This window comes from Prochlorococcus marinus str. MIT 9312, from assembly GCF_000012645.1.
Lineage (GTDB): Bacteria > Cyanobacteriota > Cyanobacteriia > PCC-6307 > Cyanobiaceae > Prochlorococcus_A > Prochlorococcus_A marinus_L.
Map to the genome: position 1 here is coordinate 1,269,507 of NC_007577.1, position 17,322 is coordinate 1,286,828.

The window sequence follows — 17,322 nt, forward strand, 5'->3', positions numbered from 1 at the left end:
TATATATTTTTAGAAATAAATATATTTTGATTTATATTTTTTAAATTTTATATTGTTAGTTTTGAGATATTTTTCTATTTTTTCATTAGTTAATTTTGCTTTATTTTTAAATTTTTGATAAATAATTTTTTTTTTCAGGAACTTTCTGAAAGATAAAAAACTTTTACTAATCAATACCACAATTCCTACTATTAAAATGCTTTGCATTTAGAATGATTTTGTTTCTTTTGAATTTTCAAATAATAATTTCATATAATGAAATTGATTAATGAAAACATAAAACACTTATAAATAAAAATGATTTAATAGAATAATCATTTTTTTTTATAAAAACAAATTCTCTAAAATAAGAATTTTATTTATCACAAAAAATTATTACTTATGAAAAGTATTGTTCAAGAGAGATATGAGATACTTGTTATTGGGGCAGGTGGTGCTGGTTTAAGAGCTGCTATAGAGGCAAAATCATTAGGTAAAGAAGTTTTAGTTGTTGGGAAAAGAAGTAAATTCGATGCTCATACTGCTTTAGCTGCAGGAGGCATAAATGCAGTTTTTGGTAATTTAGATCCTAATGATTCTAAAGAGCAACATTTTGCAGATACATATCTTGAGGGCTATGGAATAGGGGATCCTGATATTATTGAGATAATGGTAAATGAATCACCAAAAAGAGTTAAAGAAATAGATGAATGGGGAGCAAACTTTAAAAGATTAAAAAATGGTAAATTAGATCAGAGATTTTTTGGCGCTCATACTTATCGGAGAACCTGTTACTCAGGTGATTATACAGGCAAATCTATCCTTAATGCATTATTAAATAAAGCTGATTCTATGGCAATACCCATAATAGATACTACTTACATAACAGAACTCATAATCTATGAAGATCGATGTATAGGTGCAATGTCTTTTGATATTAAATCTGGAGAGAAAAAAATAATCCTATCCAAAGCCATCATTATATGCACAGGTGGTCATACTGGGATTTGGAAAAGGAACTCATCGCGAAAAGATGAAAATAATGGAGATGGTCTTGCTCTAGCAATAAATGCAGGATGCGAACTAATTGATATGGAAATGGTTCAATTTCATCCAACTGGGATGATCTTTCCTGAAGAGATTTCTGGGAATCTAGTTACTGAAGCAGTTAGGGGAGAGGGTGGAAAACTTTACAATAATAAAGGGCAAAGATTTATGGAGTCTTATGATAAAGAGAGGTTAGAGTTATCCACAAGAGATAAAGTTGCAATAGCAAATTACACTGAAATAAAAGACGGTAGGGGTACTCCTAGAGGTGGCGTATATCTAGATATCAGTCATATAGAAAAAGATAAAATACTTGAAAAACTACCAAATATATTTAAACAGTTCAAAGATTATCAAAATATTGATATTTCAAAAGAGCCAATGGAAGTTGCGCCTACAGCTCATTATTCTATGGGGGGCATTAAAGTTTGCGCAATTAAGCATTCAACATCAATAAGTGGACTTTTTGCAGCAGGAGAAGTAGCTGGAGGACTTCACGGAGCTAATAGATTAGGTGGCAACTCCTTAGCAGAAATTCTAGTTTTTGGTAAAAAAGCAGGAAAGTCTGCCTCAGAATATTCATCAACAGTAAATTTCACAAATGAAATACCTACAAATATCATCAATAAAATTGATCATAATATTAATCAATTAATGTTTAAAGAAATGAAAAATCCAAAATTATTTTTAAATAATTTAAAAGACATAATGTGGCAATATTGTGGAGTTATAAAGAATAAAAAGGGCTTAGAATTTGGGTTAAATAAAATAGATGAGATGGGAGAAAAATTTAAAAAATCTAGTATAAAAAAGACAAAAAACAAACCTGATTTTCTAGTAGATTTGTTCAACATAAAGTTTTCTATTTTAGTTAGCAAACTAACACTAATTAGTACTATTCATAGAGAGGAAAGTAGAGGTGCCCATCAGAGATCTGATTTTAAAGATTTAAACAAATCAAGAAACTATAATATAATTTGTAAAATTACAAATAGAAAAATATCTATTGAAAAAAAACCTACAAAAATCCTGAAAAAAGATATTGTAAAATTTATCAAGAATGATTTAAGAAATAAAAATATAGGTATAAAGTTACTTGAATGATATTTTTTTTACATTTATTGCATTACTCTAATCAAAAAATTCTTTATAAGTTATACAATTATAATGATAAAATATTCTAATATTCTTTATTTTTTAAAAGTTCAAAAACATAATGCAACGTGAAATAGAAAATAATTTTAATAATATTTGGGAATCTCAAATTGATCAGTCAGAAGAAGAAATTGATCTGAAAAACCTCTTTAACATATTTATTGAAAAGAAGAAAACAATAGCAGGAATTACTTTAACCTCTTTCTTATTGGGTTGTTCATTTGCATTACTTCAAAAAAAATTATGGCAAGGGCAATTCCAAATTGTTCTTTCTGGTTCAGACATTAACTCATCAATGAATTTAGCGTTACCTAAAAACAATCCAATTAATAAACTTTTCAATAATTCATCGAGAAATAATATTAATACAGAACTTGAGATCTTAAAAAGTCCTTATATATTGCTTCCTATTTTTGAATACGTAATGTCAGAAAAAAATATATCTGACTACAAGGTTAACAAATTTGAAGAATGGAAAAAAGATTATTTAGAAGTAAAGTTCAAAAATAATACGAATATACTTGATATTTCATATAAAGATAATGATAAAGATTTAATTATTCCTGTACTAACAAAAATTTCAAAAATATATCAACAATATTCTCCAAACAAAAAAATAGAAACTATAAATACAAAGATTAGTTATTTAGATGATCAGATTGATATTTATAAAGAAAAATACAAAAAATCCTTTGAGAAGGCTTTAAATTTTTCTTTTGAGAAAGGACTATCAACTAATTTATTTTCAGAAATAAATCCCAATATAATTGATCAAAATGATGGGGTTCTGATAAAAAATATAGAAGTCAAATTAGATACTCTCAAAAATTTAGAAGATTCCTCAGCCTTGATTGCATTTTCAGAAGCAAATCTTATTAGTAGTGAAAAAATAAAAAGAATAAAAACAATTATTTCGGAAAAAGAGATGCAACTAATAATGTATTCAAAAGTTTATAAAGATCAAGATGTTGTTATAAAAGATATTAAAAAGGAAATTCTTACTTTATCAAAAATTTTTAATGATGAATTAAAGACTTTTTTGAAATCACAAAAAGAAGCGGCTATCAATCGAATCAACGCACAGAATTCTTCAAAAGAAATTCTTATTGAACATAAAAAATTAGTTTCTGAAGCAATTAAAAATCAAAGAATACTGATTAACTTTGAAGACACTTTGCGAAATATGCAGTTTTTCTTGAGAGAAAAAACTGTCCCTTGGAAACTAATTACTCAACCATTGGTCTCTGAAAACCCAGTTGCTCCACAGAAAAGACGTATTGCCATTTTATGGACTGCGGCAGGTTTTGCAATAAGCTTATTTTATGTACTTTTTAGATATCAACAAATAGGTTTATTGAAAAGAAATGAAGAGTTACAAAGCGTCCTTAGAATTCCTTTTATTGATAATTTTAATACTAAAGAAGAATCAAATTTATCGAATTTCTTTAAATTTCTGAATAAAGGCATTATCTCAAAAACTAATATCAAAAAGATCTCCCTAGTACCCCTAGGAGATATTGAAAATATTAGCTTAAACAAAATCGAGAATTACATCCAAACTAATGATCAAGATAAATTTACTTTGAGGGAAAGCTTACAAGAAATTGATAAAGATGATTTAATAATTTTCATTACATCTCTTAAAAATATATTTAAAAAAGATGTGATCAAAATTAGAAATAAAATAACTCTAAACAAATTATCTGTTTTTGGATTTTTAATTATCGATAGCGAGTAAAGTTGTATCTATTTAACAAAAATTCAATAGTAAGAAATTAATAAAATTAAAAATATTTACCTGGAAAAATTAATTTCTAATTTATTTTTTTAATTTTATCTAAAGAATTTTAAGTTTAAAATTTTGAGTTCCAAGTTAAAAATCCTGATTCAGAATATTAAAAAAAGACCTAATTTTATTAGGTTCTAGGAGCTAGAAATAATATTCTTGTAAGAAGGACATAGGACTATTTCTTAAACAAATTGGTATAGAAATAAAATCTATTTAATCCAAAAATTTTTCAAGCATTTATTTATGGCTGGGTAGATTCTGCTGGTAAATAACAGTTCATAAATCCAGTACTTTTTCTTATAATATTAATTTTGGAAGAAAGAAAGCTATAAGGTTCCAGTGAGATATTTAAGAATTAATATTGATGAAAAATTGGAGAAATGAATTTTTAATTATAAATTCTCGATAAGAATTCGGGTTTACCTAAATCCTTATTTATAAGATGGAGTTTAAATAGTCTTTAGCAGAAATAAATTAAACTTTGCTAGTTAACTTTTACTGATCTAACTTCTTCTTTTGTAGGAATATATACTACTATGAAGTAATTACAGAAATTAATTAATAGCAACAGAAATACTTATGTTTTTCTCCAAACAGCACATAATCTACCTTGTATAGAAATCTGCTCATTCTCCAAAACAATTGGAGAATAATTAGGATTTGCAGCCTCTAATGAAACTTTATTACCTTTTTTATAAAAATATTTTAAAGTTGCTCCACTCCCTGGTATGTATGCACTCACTATAGTTCCATTTTTAATGCTTCCTGTGCTTTCTATCGGTTCTAACAAAACTGTATCTCCATCAGCGATGAAAGCATCTTTCATGGAATCACCATTTACAATTAAAGCAAATAATCCCTTTTTTTTAATTACTGAAGATATATCTAACTCTTCTTGAAAATCATTAAAAGTTTCAATCAATCCTCCAGCTGCAATAGATCCAAGTATTGGGATCCCTTGTCTGAAAACATCCTCGACAATTTGCAAAGTCCTCGCTTTACCTTCTTGCCATTTAATAAAACCTTTATCCTGAAGATGCTTAAGACGACTTTGAATAGGTGCTGGAGATTTTAATCCCATAGCCTGCATCATTTGTCTTATAGATGGACTATGTTGAAATTCATTCATATAATCCCTTATCCATTCAAAAAGCTCATTTTGTGGCTCAGTAAGAGTCTTTTCAGAAGGAATCATCTCTAAAGCAAATGCAAACTAATACATTTGTACCTCTTAAAAGGAATTATTGCAACTATTTAACTTAACAATCCTGCCAAAAGAGCTTGCTGGACATGCAACCTATTTTCTGCCTGCTTAAAAATTCTACTAATTTTACTCTCAAAAACTTCTGCTGAAATTTCTTTACCCCTATATGCTGGCAGACAATGGAGAATAATTGCATCTTTATTTGCCTTTCTTACTAAACTGCTATTAATAGTAAATCCTTTAAAATCTTTATCTTTATCTTCTTTTTGATTTTCCTCTCCCATAGATGACCAAACATCTGTATAAAGAACATTTGCCCCTAATACAGCATCATAAGGATCATGAATGATTTTCAACAAATTCTTATTTTTGTAAATTTCAAGTGCTTTGTTAATAACCGAGACATTTGGTTCATAACCTCTTGGGCATGCAATTCTAACTTCTACTCCTAGTAATGCTCCACATAGAATAAGGGAGTTTGCGACGTTATTACCATCACCTATAAATGTCAAAACTACATTTCTAAAATCGATAAACTCCTCTTGAATTGTCAAAAAATCTGCTAGAGCTTGGCAGGGATGTTCTAAATCTGTAAGAGCATTAATTACTGGTATCGTAGACCATTTTGCATATTCTTCTAGATCTGAATGATTAAAAGTTCTAATTGCAATAACATCGCAATATCTACTTAGAACTCTAGCAGTATCTTTAATGGGCTCTCCTCTTCCTATTTGGGATGTAATCGGATTTAGGTCGATAGTGGTTCCACCAAGTCGTGACATCGCGACTTGAAAACTAACTCTTGTTCGTGTTGATGACTTATCAAATATTAATCCTAAAACTTTATTGTTAGGATCAATATTTATCTTTTTATTTTTAAAATTTTTTGCAAGGTCTAAAATATTAATAAACTCATCAGTTGTCATATCAAAGCTTGATAGATAATTATTATTAGCAAGCTTATTTGGTTTTACCATGAATAATTCTAGTGAGATCTAGATTCTACTATGCAGGTAACTTAGATTCTGAAAGCAGATTTTTCAACTCCTCACCCTCAATAACTTCTTCTTCAAGAATTTTTTGTGAAATTGATTCAAGTAATGGTAAATTATTCCTTAAAATGTTCAATGCAGTTTCGTGAGCATCATCTACTAGATCTCTTACTTCTTTATCTATCGCTTGAGCTGTAGCATCACTAACTGACCTTCTTGGATTATTACCATTACCCAAGAATTGCCCACCACCTTGTTTATCATAAGCAAGTGGACCAAGAATATCGCTCATGCCAAATGTGCCTACCATTTGTTCTGCTATATCTGTAGCCCTTTGAAGATCATTAGAAGCACCTGTAGTAATTTTTCCGAAAACCACCTCTTCTGCAGACCGGCCGCCTAAGAGTGTTGCTATCTGACCTTTTAATTCTTCTTTTGAATTAAGAAATCTCTCCTCAGTAGGCAATTGAAGAGTATATCCAAGTGCGCTCATTCCTCTTGGCACTATTGAAATTTTTGCAACTTTTGAACCTCCTGGCATTAAATGACCAACAATTGCATGGCCTACTTCGTGATAAGCAACAACTTTCTTCTCATCATCTTGGAGAACTCTACTTTTCTTCTCAAGACCAGCAACTACTCTTTCAATAGCCTCACTTAAGTCTTGTTGTTCAACACTTTTCCTCTTTGCTCTAGCTGCTAGAAGAGCTGCTTCATTAACCATATTTGCCAGGTCTGCACCGGCAAACCCACTTGTAGCTTGAGCTATAGAATCTAAATCTATTGAATCTGAAAGTTTAACTTTTTTTGTGTAGATCTCTAATATAGTTTTTCTGCCGGATAAATCTGGTCTATCAACTAAAACCTGTCTATCAAATCTTCCTGGTCTTAGAAGGGCCGCGTCAAGCACTTCGGGCTGGTTAGTAGCAGCAAGTACTATAACAGGCTTATCAGCAGAGGCAAATCCATCCATTTCGGTAAGAAGCTGATTTAAAGTTTGTTCTCTCTCATCATTACCACCAACTACTCCCATTGATCCTGAACGACTTTTACCAATAGCATCTAATTCGTCAATAAAAATAATGCAAGGGGCTTTTTTCTTAGCTTGCTCAAATAAATCCCTGACTCTTGCTGCACCTGCACCTACAAAAAGCTCAACAAATTCAGAGCCAGAAATAATGAAGAATGGAACTTCTGCTTCTCCAGCAACAGCTTTTGAAAGAAGAGTTTTTCCTGTTCCTGGAGGGCCTACAAGAAGAACTCCCTTTGGAATTCGGGCACCAATATCTGTATATCTCTCAGGTTTTTTTAAGAAATCAACGATTTCCGTTAATTCGTCCTTAGCTTCGTCAACCCCTGCCACATCTGCAAAAGTTACTTTTGATTCATCATCGGGTACATATACTTTAGCTTTACTTTTAGTAAAACTTAGAGCTCCTTGAGCACCTCCGCCTCCCATACTTCTTCTAGCAAAGAATTGCAGAACAAGAATAAAAATTAAAGGCGGAACAACCCAGCTCAAGATAGTTGAAAAGAAATTAGGTTTCTTTGGAGGAGCAGCAGCGAATTCAACCCCTTTACTCTCCAACCTTTGTGGAAGATCCATATCAAAAATTGGGGTGGTTGCTAAAACTGAAGGTGCACCTTCTTCAGCACCATTAAGTTCATACCTGATTTGCTCCTGTGTTATGTACGCTCTTTTAACTTCCCCATCATTAACCTGATCTATAAATAAGGAGTAGGGAACTCTCGGTATCTGCATATTTTGACTAGGGAAAAGGCTACTAAACAAAAGTAATGCTCCAACTCCTATCAAAATGATATTTACAATTCCAAATCTTCTATTAGGTTGATTATCGTCTTGTCTTATTGGCATGATTGTGGGCAAATTTGAACTTATTATAAACTAAACGAAAAGTTTCTGTATCTGTATTATTTTTTTTGGGTAAGAACCGTACGGTACTTTGACCCATTGAGTTTAATAGTGAAAACTAAATTTTTAATTCACTCTTTACGCATATATCATTACCAATCAAACTAACCTGAGAATCACTTAATTTTATAATCTCATGCATTTCTTCAAATTGAAAATCTCCAAGGGGGTTCATATTAGTTTGGCCTCCTAAAATTTTTGGTGCAATAAAAGATATTATTTCATTAATGCAATCTGACTTAACAGCCGAAGTCGCCAATTTTGGGCCACATTCCCACAAAACTTTGTTACATCCTCTTTTAGCTAATAATTTTGAAATTAACTCTGGATTATCTGATGATACCTTTTCAACTTCCACACATTGTGGAATGTTGGTAAGAAATTTTTCATTGGCCGTTGAAGAATCATAAATAACTAAAGTTTTTGCCTCATCACAATCCCAAAGATTAGATTTTGGAGGTAAATCTAAGGTTTTTGTGAAAACAACTCGCAATGGTTCAGGATTTTTCAAACCTCTAGTAGTCAATAGTGGATTATCCTGTCTTAATGTGTTTCCACCAATAATTATTGCATCAAATTCAGTTCTAAAAGAATGCACTAATGATCTTGAATCTTTATTAGTAATCCATTTACTTTTACCATTTTTTAAACCTATCCGTCCATCAATACTCATTGCCCATTTAAGAACTCCAAATGATTTCTCAGTTATGGTCCTGTAAATAAAAGCCTTATTTAATTCTAAAGATTCTTTTTTACATAATCCTAAGTGAACTTTAATTCCAGCTTGTTTGAGCAATTTAATACCTTTACCAGATACTCTTTTATCAGGATCTTGAATAGAGATATATATTTTTTTAATCCCAGACGATATCACTTTATCAACACATGGAGGTGTTTTACCATGGTGGCAGCAAGGTTCGAGATTCACATACATATAACCATCTTTAACCTCTTTTTTTAAATTATTAAAAGCCATTACCTCAGCATGAGGTTCCCCAGCCTTGTAATGAAAACCTTCAGAAATAAGATTTCCATTTTTATCTAGTATTACTGCTCCCACCAAAGGATTTGGGCTAGTTTTACCTTTACCTAATGAAGCTAAAAAAATAGCTCTCTTCATCCATTTTATATGGCTTACATTTTTTTCAGACATCTCGTGAATCAATAATCAACTTAGTGATCTCCATTCTTTAACCAAAAAAGGAGGAACAGGTAACTCTGAAAAAACACCTGATAAAGATAATCTCAATGGTCTATTTTTATCAATATTTTGAATAAGCTCATCAAGATCAAATTCTGCAGCTGCTTGTCTAACATCATTTGCTAATTCTAAGTTAAGTAATGTTTTGTCATTCATTAACCAGCTTTTTCTTCCAGATTCAACCCTTAATACAGTGGGGTGGTCGATCCTTAAAGTTCCAGGATATCCTATAACCCTTAGAATTAATTTGTCTTCAAAAAGAGGAGATTTATAAGCTACTAACTGCCAAGTTTCAAAGTCCAAATCCCTTAAAAACTCACTACTCGCATTTATCAGTTCACCATTAATTTCCGTTTCTGCAATTTCTGCATAAACTTTTAATGGGTTAAAAATAAAAGACAGAAATATCATCAATATTAATATCCCTTTTAAAAAAATATTATTATTTGATTTTGTAATTTTCCTCATTTTCAGAATCCATAAGAGCATCTAAAGTTACAGCTGTTCTAACTATAGCTTGATATCTTTTAATTATTTTACGATTTTTTTCTATAACTCGAGATAAATTCAAAGAGTCTTTTTCAGAATAGCTAGATGTTAATTCGCTAGAATCTTCTTCAAGACACTCAAATTCACTATCCTTATTAATTAAGGTTAATAATAAATCATGTAATCTCTTTCTCCTTTCAGACAATTGATTTATTATTGTAACTCGATCAATAATAGGATAATTCACTAAAACATTCAAATAGATTAGATTCTTTTCCTTAGATATTCATGACTGAAATAAATAGAAAAATTTATATTGTAGGGATTAATTCTTTTAAATTTGAAGATTTACCTTTTAAATTACAAAATCTATTTAATGAGACAGTAAATATTGCAGTGCCTAATTCATATCTTGAAAAAATTAAATCATGGAGCGAAAACGATTTAAAACAAAAAAAATTATTTTATGCAAGCAAAAGTAATAACGAACTCATTAACTGGCTTCGGTCTCAAAAAAATGATGTTATTTTAATTTCAAGAGGCGATCCTCTTTGGTTTGGAATTGGAAGAATACTCCTAGAAAATTTTTCAAAAGATGAATTAAATTTCTACCCTTCAAATACTTGTATTCAATTAGCATTTAGTAAGTTAAAAATTCCTTGGCAGGATACTATTAATGTAAGTATTCATGGGAGAGATTCCACTAAGTTAGTTGAGGCACTTAAAACCAAGCCTTCAAGTTTGGCTATTATTACAGATTCAAACAACAAAAGTTTAGAAATTATCCAAAAAAACTTATCAGAATTAAATCTGATTGACTTTTATGATTTTTGGCTTTGTGAAGAAATAGGTTTCGACAATGAAAATATAAGAAAATTAAATCTTAAAGAGTCATTGCCCTCCGATATCTCGAGTTTGAACATTGCTGTTCTAACAAAAGCAAGGAAAATTTTTTCGAATAATGATTTACCTCTTTTCGGAATCAGTGACATTATTTTTAAAACTTTTGAAGACAGACCAAATTTATTAACTAAAAGGGAGGTTCGTATTCAAATCTTAGCTGATTTAGAACTCCCAAAAAAAGGTGTAATTTGGGATATAGGAGCAGGTTGTGGATCAATTGGTTTAGAGGCATTAAAACTAAGGCCTAATTTAGATTTATTTTGTATCGATAAAAGAATTGGCTCAAAAGGCTTAATATTAGAAAACTCAAAAAGGCTGGGAGTTAAACCAAAATCTATTTTTGAGGAAGACATAAATAATACCTTCAACAAGATAAATTTTATTTCTTTTGAAAAACCTAATAGATTAGTAATTGGAGGATGCGATAAAAAGACTAAACTTCAAATCATTAATAAACTGGGCCAAGATATGAGTAGTGGAGATATTATCTTAATCCCAATAATAGATATTCAAACTATAGAAGAATTAAAAGAGGAATTAGAAAATAAAAATTTTAATACAAATTTAAATTTAATACAGACTTACAAAAGTTTAAGTATCGCAGAAGGAATGAGATTAGAACCAAATAATCCTGTATTTTTATTAAAAGGGAAAAAATAAATTAAGATAATTTTTATTTGTTTGGTTTAGCCACATGGGGTAATCCCCAACCTAGTTTATTTCTTAATACTTGAAAAAATTCATGATCTTCAAGTCTAATAAACTTAACTGAGTGTTTACTTTTTCTTATCAAAACTCTATCTTCAGGCCAAACGTAACAACCAGCATTTCCATCCACAACCATTACTAATCTTTCAGGAGTTGCAGGGAAAACAGTTACTGGCTCTGAATCATTAAAAACTAGTGCCCTTGATGCCAATGAATGCGGCGCAATTGGAGTTAATTGAACAACTGGACAATCAGGAGTAATAACTGGTCCTCCAGCACTAAGAGAATATGCAGTAGATCCAGTTGGAGTAGATAAGATTACACCATCAGCCGAAATATCCACAGGGGCATGTCTTCCTATAGAGATCTCAAAATGACACATACTTGTAAGAGGTTCTCTATGAAGGGCCATCTCATTAAGGCAGAGAGACTCCCACCTCCTCTGATCATTCCTCATTACACTAACGATAAAACAAGTTCTTTCTTCAATATCCCAATTCCCAGTAATAATTTTATCTATAGCTTCATTTAGGTTGGATAAATAAGCTTCCGCAAGAAATCCTAAATGACCAGTATTTATTGTAAGGATTGGAATTTTTGCAGGTGCCGTTTGCCTTGCAGCAGAAAGCACAGTTCCATCTCCGCCAAGAACAATTGCAAATTCCATTGAGGAATCAAACCCCTCGGGAACACAATTGGTATATCCCAATGGACGAACATGTTGATCAGGATTGGCAAATCCAACCATTCCACCAGAGCTACTAACCCTTATGACCTCATAATTGGATTTTTCCAATTTTTCCTGAACAGAACTTGCGGTTTGAACGGCTAGTTCTTTCCCATCATTAACTATTAGTCCTGCTTTAAGTACCAATCAAAAAACTAAAACTACAACTATTTTAAACTAATTTGCTGGACAATCATAATTTATAACTTAAATTCTATTAAAACTGTTCTAAGAATCTAAGATCATTTGTATAAAATTTTCTAATATCGTCAATCTGATGTCTTACCATACAAAATCTTTCAACGCCTAATCCAGCTGCAAATCCAGTCCATTTTTCAGAATCTATTCCTAATTTCTCCAAAACCTTGGGATCTACCATTCCGCAGCCCATTACTTCTAACCATTTACCTTTCCATTGAACGTCCACTTCGGCCGAGGGTTCAGTGAATGGGAAATAACTAGCTCTAAATCTTACAGGAATATCTCCAAAAAAAGTCTTTAAAAAAGTAAGAACTGTCCCTCTTAGGTGGCTAAAATTTATATCTTGATCTATGCATAAAACCTCAACCTGATTAAATACTGGAGAGTGGGTAGCATCTACAGCATCTCTCCTATAAACTCTCCCAGGAGCAATAATTCTTACTGGAGGAGGATTTTTTTCTAAGTACCTTATCTGAACGGGAGAAGTATGGGTCCTCAAAAGTCGATTTTCATCTAAATAGAAAGTATCTTGCATATCTCTTGCAGGATGATTTTTGGGTATATTTAGAGACTCAAAATTATAAAAATCACTTTCTATTTCAGGACCACTTTCAACGGTATAACCTAAACCACAAAAAATATCTATGATCTCATCTTGAGTTGAAATTAAGGGATGCTTGCTTCCAGGAGGTGTTCCAATTGAAGGAATAGTTACATCAATTTTTTCATTTTTGATCTGCTGATCTAAGGCTTCATTATTTAATTGATTTTTTCTTTTATTAAGTAAATCTTGCAAATTTATCTTTATAAAATTTGCTTTTTGGCCAACAATTGGTCTTTCGGCAGCAGATAATTGACCCATTATTTTCAGAATTATTGACAAATCACCTTTTTTTCCTAGTAAGGAAACTCTTAATTTATCCAGTTCTTCATGAGTAGAAGCATTATCTATATTATTTTTTGCTGTTAGAGAAAGATTATTTAGTTTTTCCTCAATTTGACTTAATGATTCAATTTGACGCACTGATATAGTAAAAGTAGGTATTGCTTTCATCTTACTTAAATATCGTCCATAAATAAAATGTATTGAATAATGGAATCGTTAAATATATTAATTAGTAATGATGATGGTGTTTTTGCAGAGGGATTAAGAGCTTTAGCCAAATCAGCACAGAAGAGAGGTCATAAGGTAACAGTAGTATGTCCTGACCAAGAAAGATCAGCTACTGGTCATGGTCTTACTTTGCAATCTCCACTAAGAGTGGAAAGGGCAGACGAATTATTTGAGAGAGGGATCAAAGCTTGGGGATGTTCGGGCACGCCTGCTGATTGCGTCAAATTAGCATTATCTGAGCTCTTGGATAATAAACCTGATCTAGTTCTATCTGGAATAAATCACGGGCCAAATTTAGGGACAGATATTTTTTGTTCAGGCACTGTTGCAGCAGCCATGGAGGGAACTTTAGAAAATGTTCCCTCCATGGCAATAAGTGTTGCGAGTTTTAAATGGAAGAATTTTGAATTTGCTGGAGAAATGGCAATAAATATTGCAGAACAAGCAATTAAGGATAGTTGGCCACCTTCACTTCTACTAAATTTGAATATTCCTCCCTGCGAGAAAAATAAAATAAAAGAATTATCCTGGACAAGATTATCAATCAGAAAATATAAAAATCAATTTTCTAAACGGGAAGACCCAAGGGGTGATGATTATTATTGGTTAGCAGGTGAGGTAGTTTTAGATCTTAAATCAAAAGGTTACGGTCCAAAAAATTGGCCCAGTGATGTATCTCAAATACAAGAAAATAAAATATCGCTTACACCCGTTGAACCAGATTTATTTTGGAGAGGTGGTTTGGAGTTATTGCCTAAGATAAATAATTCATTTGTAAATCCTTCTTAAAAGCCATAAAGAAAAGCAAAGTCCAAAAAAGTGAGCAGCAATAACTTGTGTATTACTGAGCACCGATAAAATCTCAAGCCCAGTGATTGGGATATCAGATGTTGCAGTTATCAATTGCCCTGTTGTTTGAGATGATGCTTGTATAAATAGCGCACCCATAAGTGCTTGATATCCAACTAACCCAAACAAAGTCCCTAGTAAATCAACTACCAAGCCTCTTTTTATTAATTTACTTGTTTGTCCTCTTGAGGGTCTTGCGTTGCTTGCAATTGCTCTACCAGTTCTAACTATTAACCAACCTTGCCAAAGACTAAAAAGTAGTAAAATTAAAGAAATTGTTGTTAGTGATAGTCCAGGCGTTAATCCAAGCTGTCCTTCGCTATTATTTACAACATTTGAAAAAAGCAAAACAGCCGCAACAACAACACCTAAAATGGATTGAACCCAAAAGCGTATCCATCCAATACGCCGCATTCCAAATGAGAGCGACTGAAAATCAATTTTGTCAGACATTCATTTGTTTGAATAAACTATAATCTATTCAAATTTGCCATCAAAATCATAAAATTGCACGTAATCTTTTGATCTCTTTAATATCACCATCTGAAGTTAAGAATCCTACTTCAATAGCAATTGGAAGTTTTGATGGCCTACATGCTGGTCACAGAAAATTAATCGAGAGCGTTATTGAAGAAAATCAATATACCCCAACAATTGCGAGCTTCTGGCCTCATCCTAGAGAAATTTTATACAAAGAGACACGCCTTAGGCTTGATCTCCCCGAAGAAAAACTTCCTATTCTTGAAGATCTCGGGATTGAACAATTAGTTCTAATCCCTTTTGATAAGAAACTATCTAATTTAAGTGCTGAAAGTTTTGTAAGAGATATTTTGATAAATCAATTACAAGCAAAAAATATTTTTGTAGGTGCTAATTTTAAGTTTGGTTATAGAAGAAGTGGAGATGTAAATACCATAAAAAATACGATTAAAAATATGGATATAAAACTAAAAATAACTCCAATTTTAGAAGACAATGAAGGTAGAATTAGTAGCAGCAGAATAAGAGATTTATTACTGAACGGTGACCTGAAAAATGCCTACAAAATTCTTAATAGGCCTTATAGTTTTAATGGAAATGTTGTGAGAGGTAAAGGTATTGGGAAAAGAATAGGATGGCCCACCGCAAATCTTGAAATAGATGGTAGAAAGTTTTTACCAGGAGAAGGAGTCTACGCAGCGTGGACAATTATAGAAAATTCTAATCAGAAAATTCCATCTGTTATGAATCTTGGTTCTCAACCAACAATAAATCCATTATTGCCATCTGCAGTTGAAGTTCATCTCATTAACAAAAATATGAATCTTTATGGTTTGAATTTATCTGTAGAACCAGTTGAAAAGCTGAGATCTCAAATCCAGTTCCAAAATGTAGATCAACTCTCTAATCAAATTAAAGAAGATAGAGATTATGCCCTTAAGGTTTTTAAAAACCATAAAAAATAAGTTTCTAATGCAGAATTCAAGCCCAAAAGAACCTGAAGATTTAAGAATTTTTCAAATTATTGATGCAAATCTTGATAGAGCTCGAGAAGGCTTAAGAGTTCTTGAAGATTGGTCAAGATTTGGGTTAGGGGAGAATAATTTTGTAACTAAGATAAAAAATTTTAGACAAATTCTAGGTAAAAATCATTTAGAAATTTATAAACAATCCAGGAATTACAATGAGGACAAATGTAAAGGGTTGACTCATCAAGAGCAACTCAAAAGAAAAGCTCCTAAGCAAATAATAAGTTCCAATGCAGGCAGAGTGCAAGAAGCTTTAAGAGTGATAGAAGAATTCTCAAGACTCCATAATCATGAACTTTCAAAAATCGCTTCAGAAATTAGATATGAAATTTATAATCTAGAGATTGACTTGTTAAATTTAAGCAAACGTAAAAAGTCGGATGAAATATTATACAAAACTCATTTATATGTAATAACAGATCAAAAGAAAAACTTATTAAGAATAATAGAAGATATCTTAATTGCAGGGGTAAAAATTATTCAATATAGATTTAAAACAGGAACTGATAAAGATAATCTTGAAGAAGCGATTCAGATTAAGAATTTATGTGAAAAATATAATTCATTATTCATCATTAACGATAGGGTTGATATAGCTATTGCATCAAATGCAGATGGTGTTCATCTCGGACAAGAAGATTTAGACTTAAAAACTGCAAGAAAATTATTAGGGTATTCAAAAATAATTGGCATAAGCGCAAATAATGAAAATGATATTTCTAACGCTCTTAAAGAAGGTTGTGATTACATAGGAATAGGACCGGTATTTGAAACTTCAACGAAAAAAAACAAAAAACCTTTAGGTATTGAAAAGATCAAAACATTAACAAAAGATTTAAATATTCCTTGGTTTGCTATCGGAGGTGTTACGACAAATAATATTTCATTTTTAAAAAGCCATGGTTTTAAAAAAGTTGCCTTAGTTTCGCAAATAATGAATTCTGAAGATCCGAAAGAAGACGCTATTATGATCTTAAAAGATTTGTCTAATGAAAATTAAGGTAAATGGAGAGGAAAAAAATATTGAACTTGATCAAGAAAATGCTCTACTATCTATAGTGCTAAGTTCCATGGGATATAAACCCAACACAATTGTTGTTGAATTAAATAATTTAATTATTAATTCAATAAAATGGGGAAAAGTAAAACTTAAAGATGGAGATAATTTAGAAATCGTTTCAATAGTGGGCGGCGGTTAAAAGATAAAATCTATGTATATTAAAAATCTTCATAATTTTTTAAGTTTAGGCTTGAAACAATAACCAATTTTTTTCTTTTTTCGTTTTATATTCTTAATACTTAAATAAAAAAATGAAAGAAAAAATCGATAATAATTCAAGGTCCTTAAAGTGGGAGCAAAATGGGGAGTTGGCCCATAAAGATTTATCTGAGTTGATAGAAAGATTAAAAAATGTAGAAAGTGAACATACTTCATCTGAATTGTCTAGGTTAGGGACAAAAGCAAGCATAAAGGATTAAATTTGTTACTTAGATCTTGTTTTTGCAAGAATATGTACCAAATT

At 31.2% G+C, this 17,322-nt stretch carries 17 protein-coding genes; 8 read left to right on the forward strand and 9 right to left on the reverse strand.

Annotation, left to right across the window (positions count from 1 at the left end; genetic code table 11):
- The first annotated feature begins 381 nt into the window (after positions 1-381).
- Positions 382-2,130, forward strand: a complete 1,749-nt coding sequence (locus PMT9312_RS07005) for an FAD-binding protein (protein WP_011376900.1) — start codon at positions 382-384, stop codon at positions 2,128-2,130.
- A 112-nt stretch (positions 2,131-2,242) separates the two neighbouring features.
- Positions 2,243-3,919 (forward strand): GumC family protein, encoded by a 1,677-nt coding sequence (locus tag PMT9312_RS07010; RefSeq protein ID WP_011376901.1) that lies wholly within the window; start codon positions 2,243-2,245, stop codon positions 3,917-3,919.
- A 628-nt stretch (positions 3,920-4,547) separates the two neighbouring features.
- Here PMT9312_RS07010 and lexA read toward each other — a convergent pair.
- From lexA to PMT9312_RS07040, 6 genes are all read right to left on the reverse strand, one after another.
- Positions 4,548-5,165 (reverse strand): transcriptional repressor LexA, encoded by a 618-nt coding sequence (lexA, locus tag PMT9312_RS07015; protein WP_011376902.1) that lies wholly within the window; start codon positions 5,163-5,165, stop codon positions 4,548-4,550.
- A gap of 59 nt (positions 5,166-5,224) precedes the next feature.
- Complete coding sequence (gene argF, locus PMT9312_RS07020; protein ID WP_011376903.1) at positions 5,225-6,151, reverse strand: ornithine carbamoyltransferase; 927 nt, start codon at positions 6,149-6,151, stop codon at positions 5,225-5,227.
- A 28-nt stretch (positions 6,152-6,179) separates the two neighbouring features.
- Entirely contained in the window at positions 6,180-8,042 is a 1,863-nt protein-coding gene (ftsH, locus tag PMT9312_RS07025; RefSeq protein WP_011376904.1) for an ATP-dependent zinc metalloprotease FtsH, read from the reverse strand.
- A gap of 115 nt (positions 8,043-8,157) precedes the next feature.
- Positions 8,158-9,252, reverse strand: a complete 1,095-nt coding sequence (gene ribD / locus PMT9312_RS07030) for a bifunctional diaminohydroxyphosphoribosylaminopyrimidine deaminase/5-amino-6-(5-phosphoribosylamino)uracil reductase RibD (protein WP_011376905.1) — start codon at positions 9,250-9,252, stop codon at positions 8,158-8,160.
- Positions 9,253-9,267: 15 nt separating this feature from the next.
- Positions 9,268-9,768 carry a DUF3122 domain-containing protein gene (locus PMT9312_RS07035; RefSeq protein WP_036924327.1) on the reverse strand — a complete coding sequence of 167 codons (501 nt, stop codon included), beginning with the start codon at positions 9,766-9,768 and terminating at the stop codon, positions 9,268-9,270.
- On the reverse strand, positions 9,743-10,048 hold the full coding sequence (locus tag PMT9312_RS07040; protein WP_225866661.1) for a hypothetical protein: 306 nt from the start codon (positions 10,046-10,048) through the stop codon (positions 9,743-9,745). The genes PMT9312_RS07035 and PMT9312_RS07040 overlap by 26 nt, the downstream gene beginning before the upstream one ends.
- Before the next feature lie 29 nt (positions 10,049-10,077).
- Between PMT9312_RS07040 and PMT9312_RS07045 the strand changes: the two genes are divergently transcribed.
- On the forward strand, positions 10,078-11,352 hold the full coding sequence (locus PMT9312_RS07045; RefSeq protein WP_011376908.1) for a bifunctional cobalt-precorrin-7 (C(5))-methyltransferase/cobalt-precorrin-6B (C(15))-methyltransferase: 1,275 nt from the start codon (positions 10,078-10,080) through the stop codon (positions 11,350-11,352).
- A gap of 13 nt (positions 11,353-11,365) precedes the next feature.
- Here PMT9312_RS07045 and PMT9312_RS07050 read toward each other — a convergent pair whose 3' ends face one another.
- Both PMT9312_RS07050 and pheS read right to left on the reverse strand, forming a co-directional pair.
- Positions 11,366-12,274 (reverse strand): NAD(+) kinase, encoded by a 909-nt coding sequence (locus tag PMT9312_RS07050; RefSeq protein WP_011376909.1) that lies wholly within the window; start codon positions 12,272-12,274, stop codon positions 11,366-11,368.
- 70 nt (positions 12,275-12,344) lie between these two features.
- Entirely contained in the window at positions 12,345-13,352 is a 1,008-nt protein-coding gene (gene pheS, locus PMT9312_RS07055) for a phenylalanine--tRNA ligase subunit alpha (RefSeq protein ID WP_036924346.1), read from the reverse strand.
- A gap of 69 nt (positions 13,353-13,421) precedes the next feature.
- On the opposite strand from pheS, the gene surE reads away from it, so the two are divergent.
- Entirely contained in the window at positions 13,422-14,231 is an 810-nt protein-coding gene (gene surE, locus PMT9312_RS07060) for a 5'/3'-nucleotidase SurE (protein ID WP_011376911.1), read from the forward strand.
- Here surE and PMT9312_RS07065 read toward each other — a convergent pair.
- Positions 14,211-14,744, reverse strand: coding sequence for a DUF3611 family protein (locus tag PMT9312_RS07065; protein ID WP_011376912.1), 534 nt, complete (start codon positions 14,742-14,744; stop codon positions 14,211-14,213). The genes surE and PMT9312_RS07065 overlap by 21 nt on opposite strands.
- Positions 14,745-14,812: 68 nt before the next feature.
- Here PMT9312_RS07065 and PMT9312_RS07070 point away from each other — a divergent pair, with 68 nt between their 5' ends.
- The 4 genes from PMT9312_RS07070 (at position 14,813) to PMT9312_RS09870 (ending at position 17,278) form a co-directional block, all read left to right on the forward strand.
- A complete protein-coding gene (locus PMT9312_RS07070; protein ID WP_011376913.1) occupies positions 14,813-15,736 on the forward strand; it encodes a bifunctional riboflavin kinase/FAD synthetase in 924 nt (307 codons plus the stop codon).
- A gap of 7 nt (positions 15,737-15,743) precedes the next feature.
- On the forward strand, positions 15,744-16,799 hold the full coding sequence (locus tag PMT9312_RS07075; RefSeq protein WP_036924342.1) for a thiamine phosphate synthase: 1,056 nt from the start codon (positions 15,744-15,746) through the stop codon (positions 16,797-16,799).
- The gene (thiS, locus tag PMT9312_RS07080; protein ID WP_011376915.1) at positions 16,789-16,998 is read left to right on the forward strand and encodes a sulfur carrier protein ThiS; all 210 of its coding nucleotides are present in this window, start codon (positions 16,789-16,791) and stop codon (positions 16,996-16,998) included. The genes PMT9312_RS07075 and thiS overlap by 11 nt, the downstream gene beginning before the upstream one ends.
- A 112-nt stretch (positions 16,999-17,110) precedes the next feature.
- Positions 17,111-17,278 carry a hypothetical protein gene (locus tag PMT9312_RS09870; protein ID WP_011376916.1) on the forward strand — a complete coding sequence of 56 codons (168 nt, stop codon included), beginning with the start codon at positions 17,111-17,113 and terminating at the stop codon, positions 17,276-17,278.
- Positions 17,279-17,322: the final 44 nt, after the last annotated feature.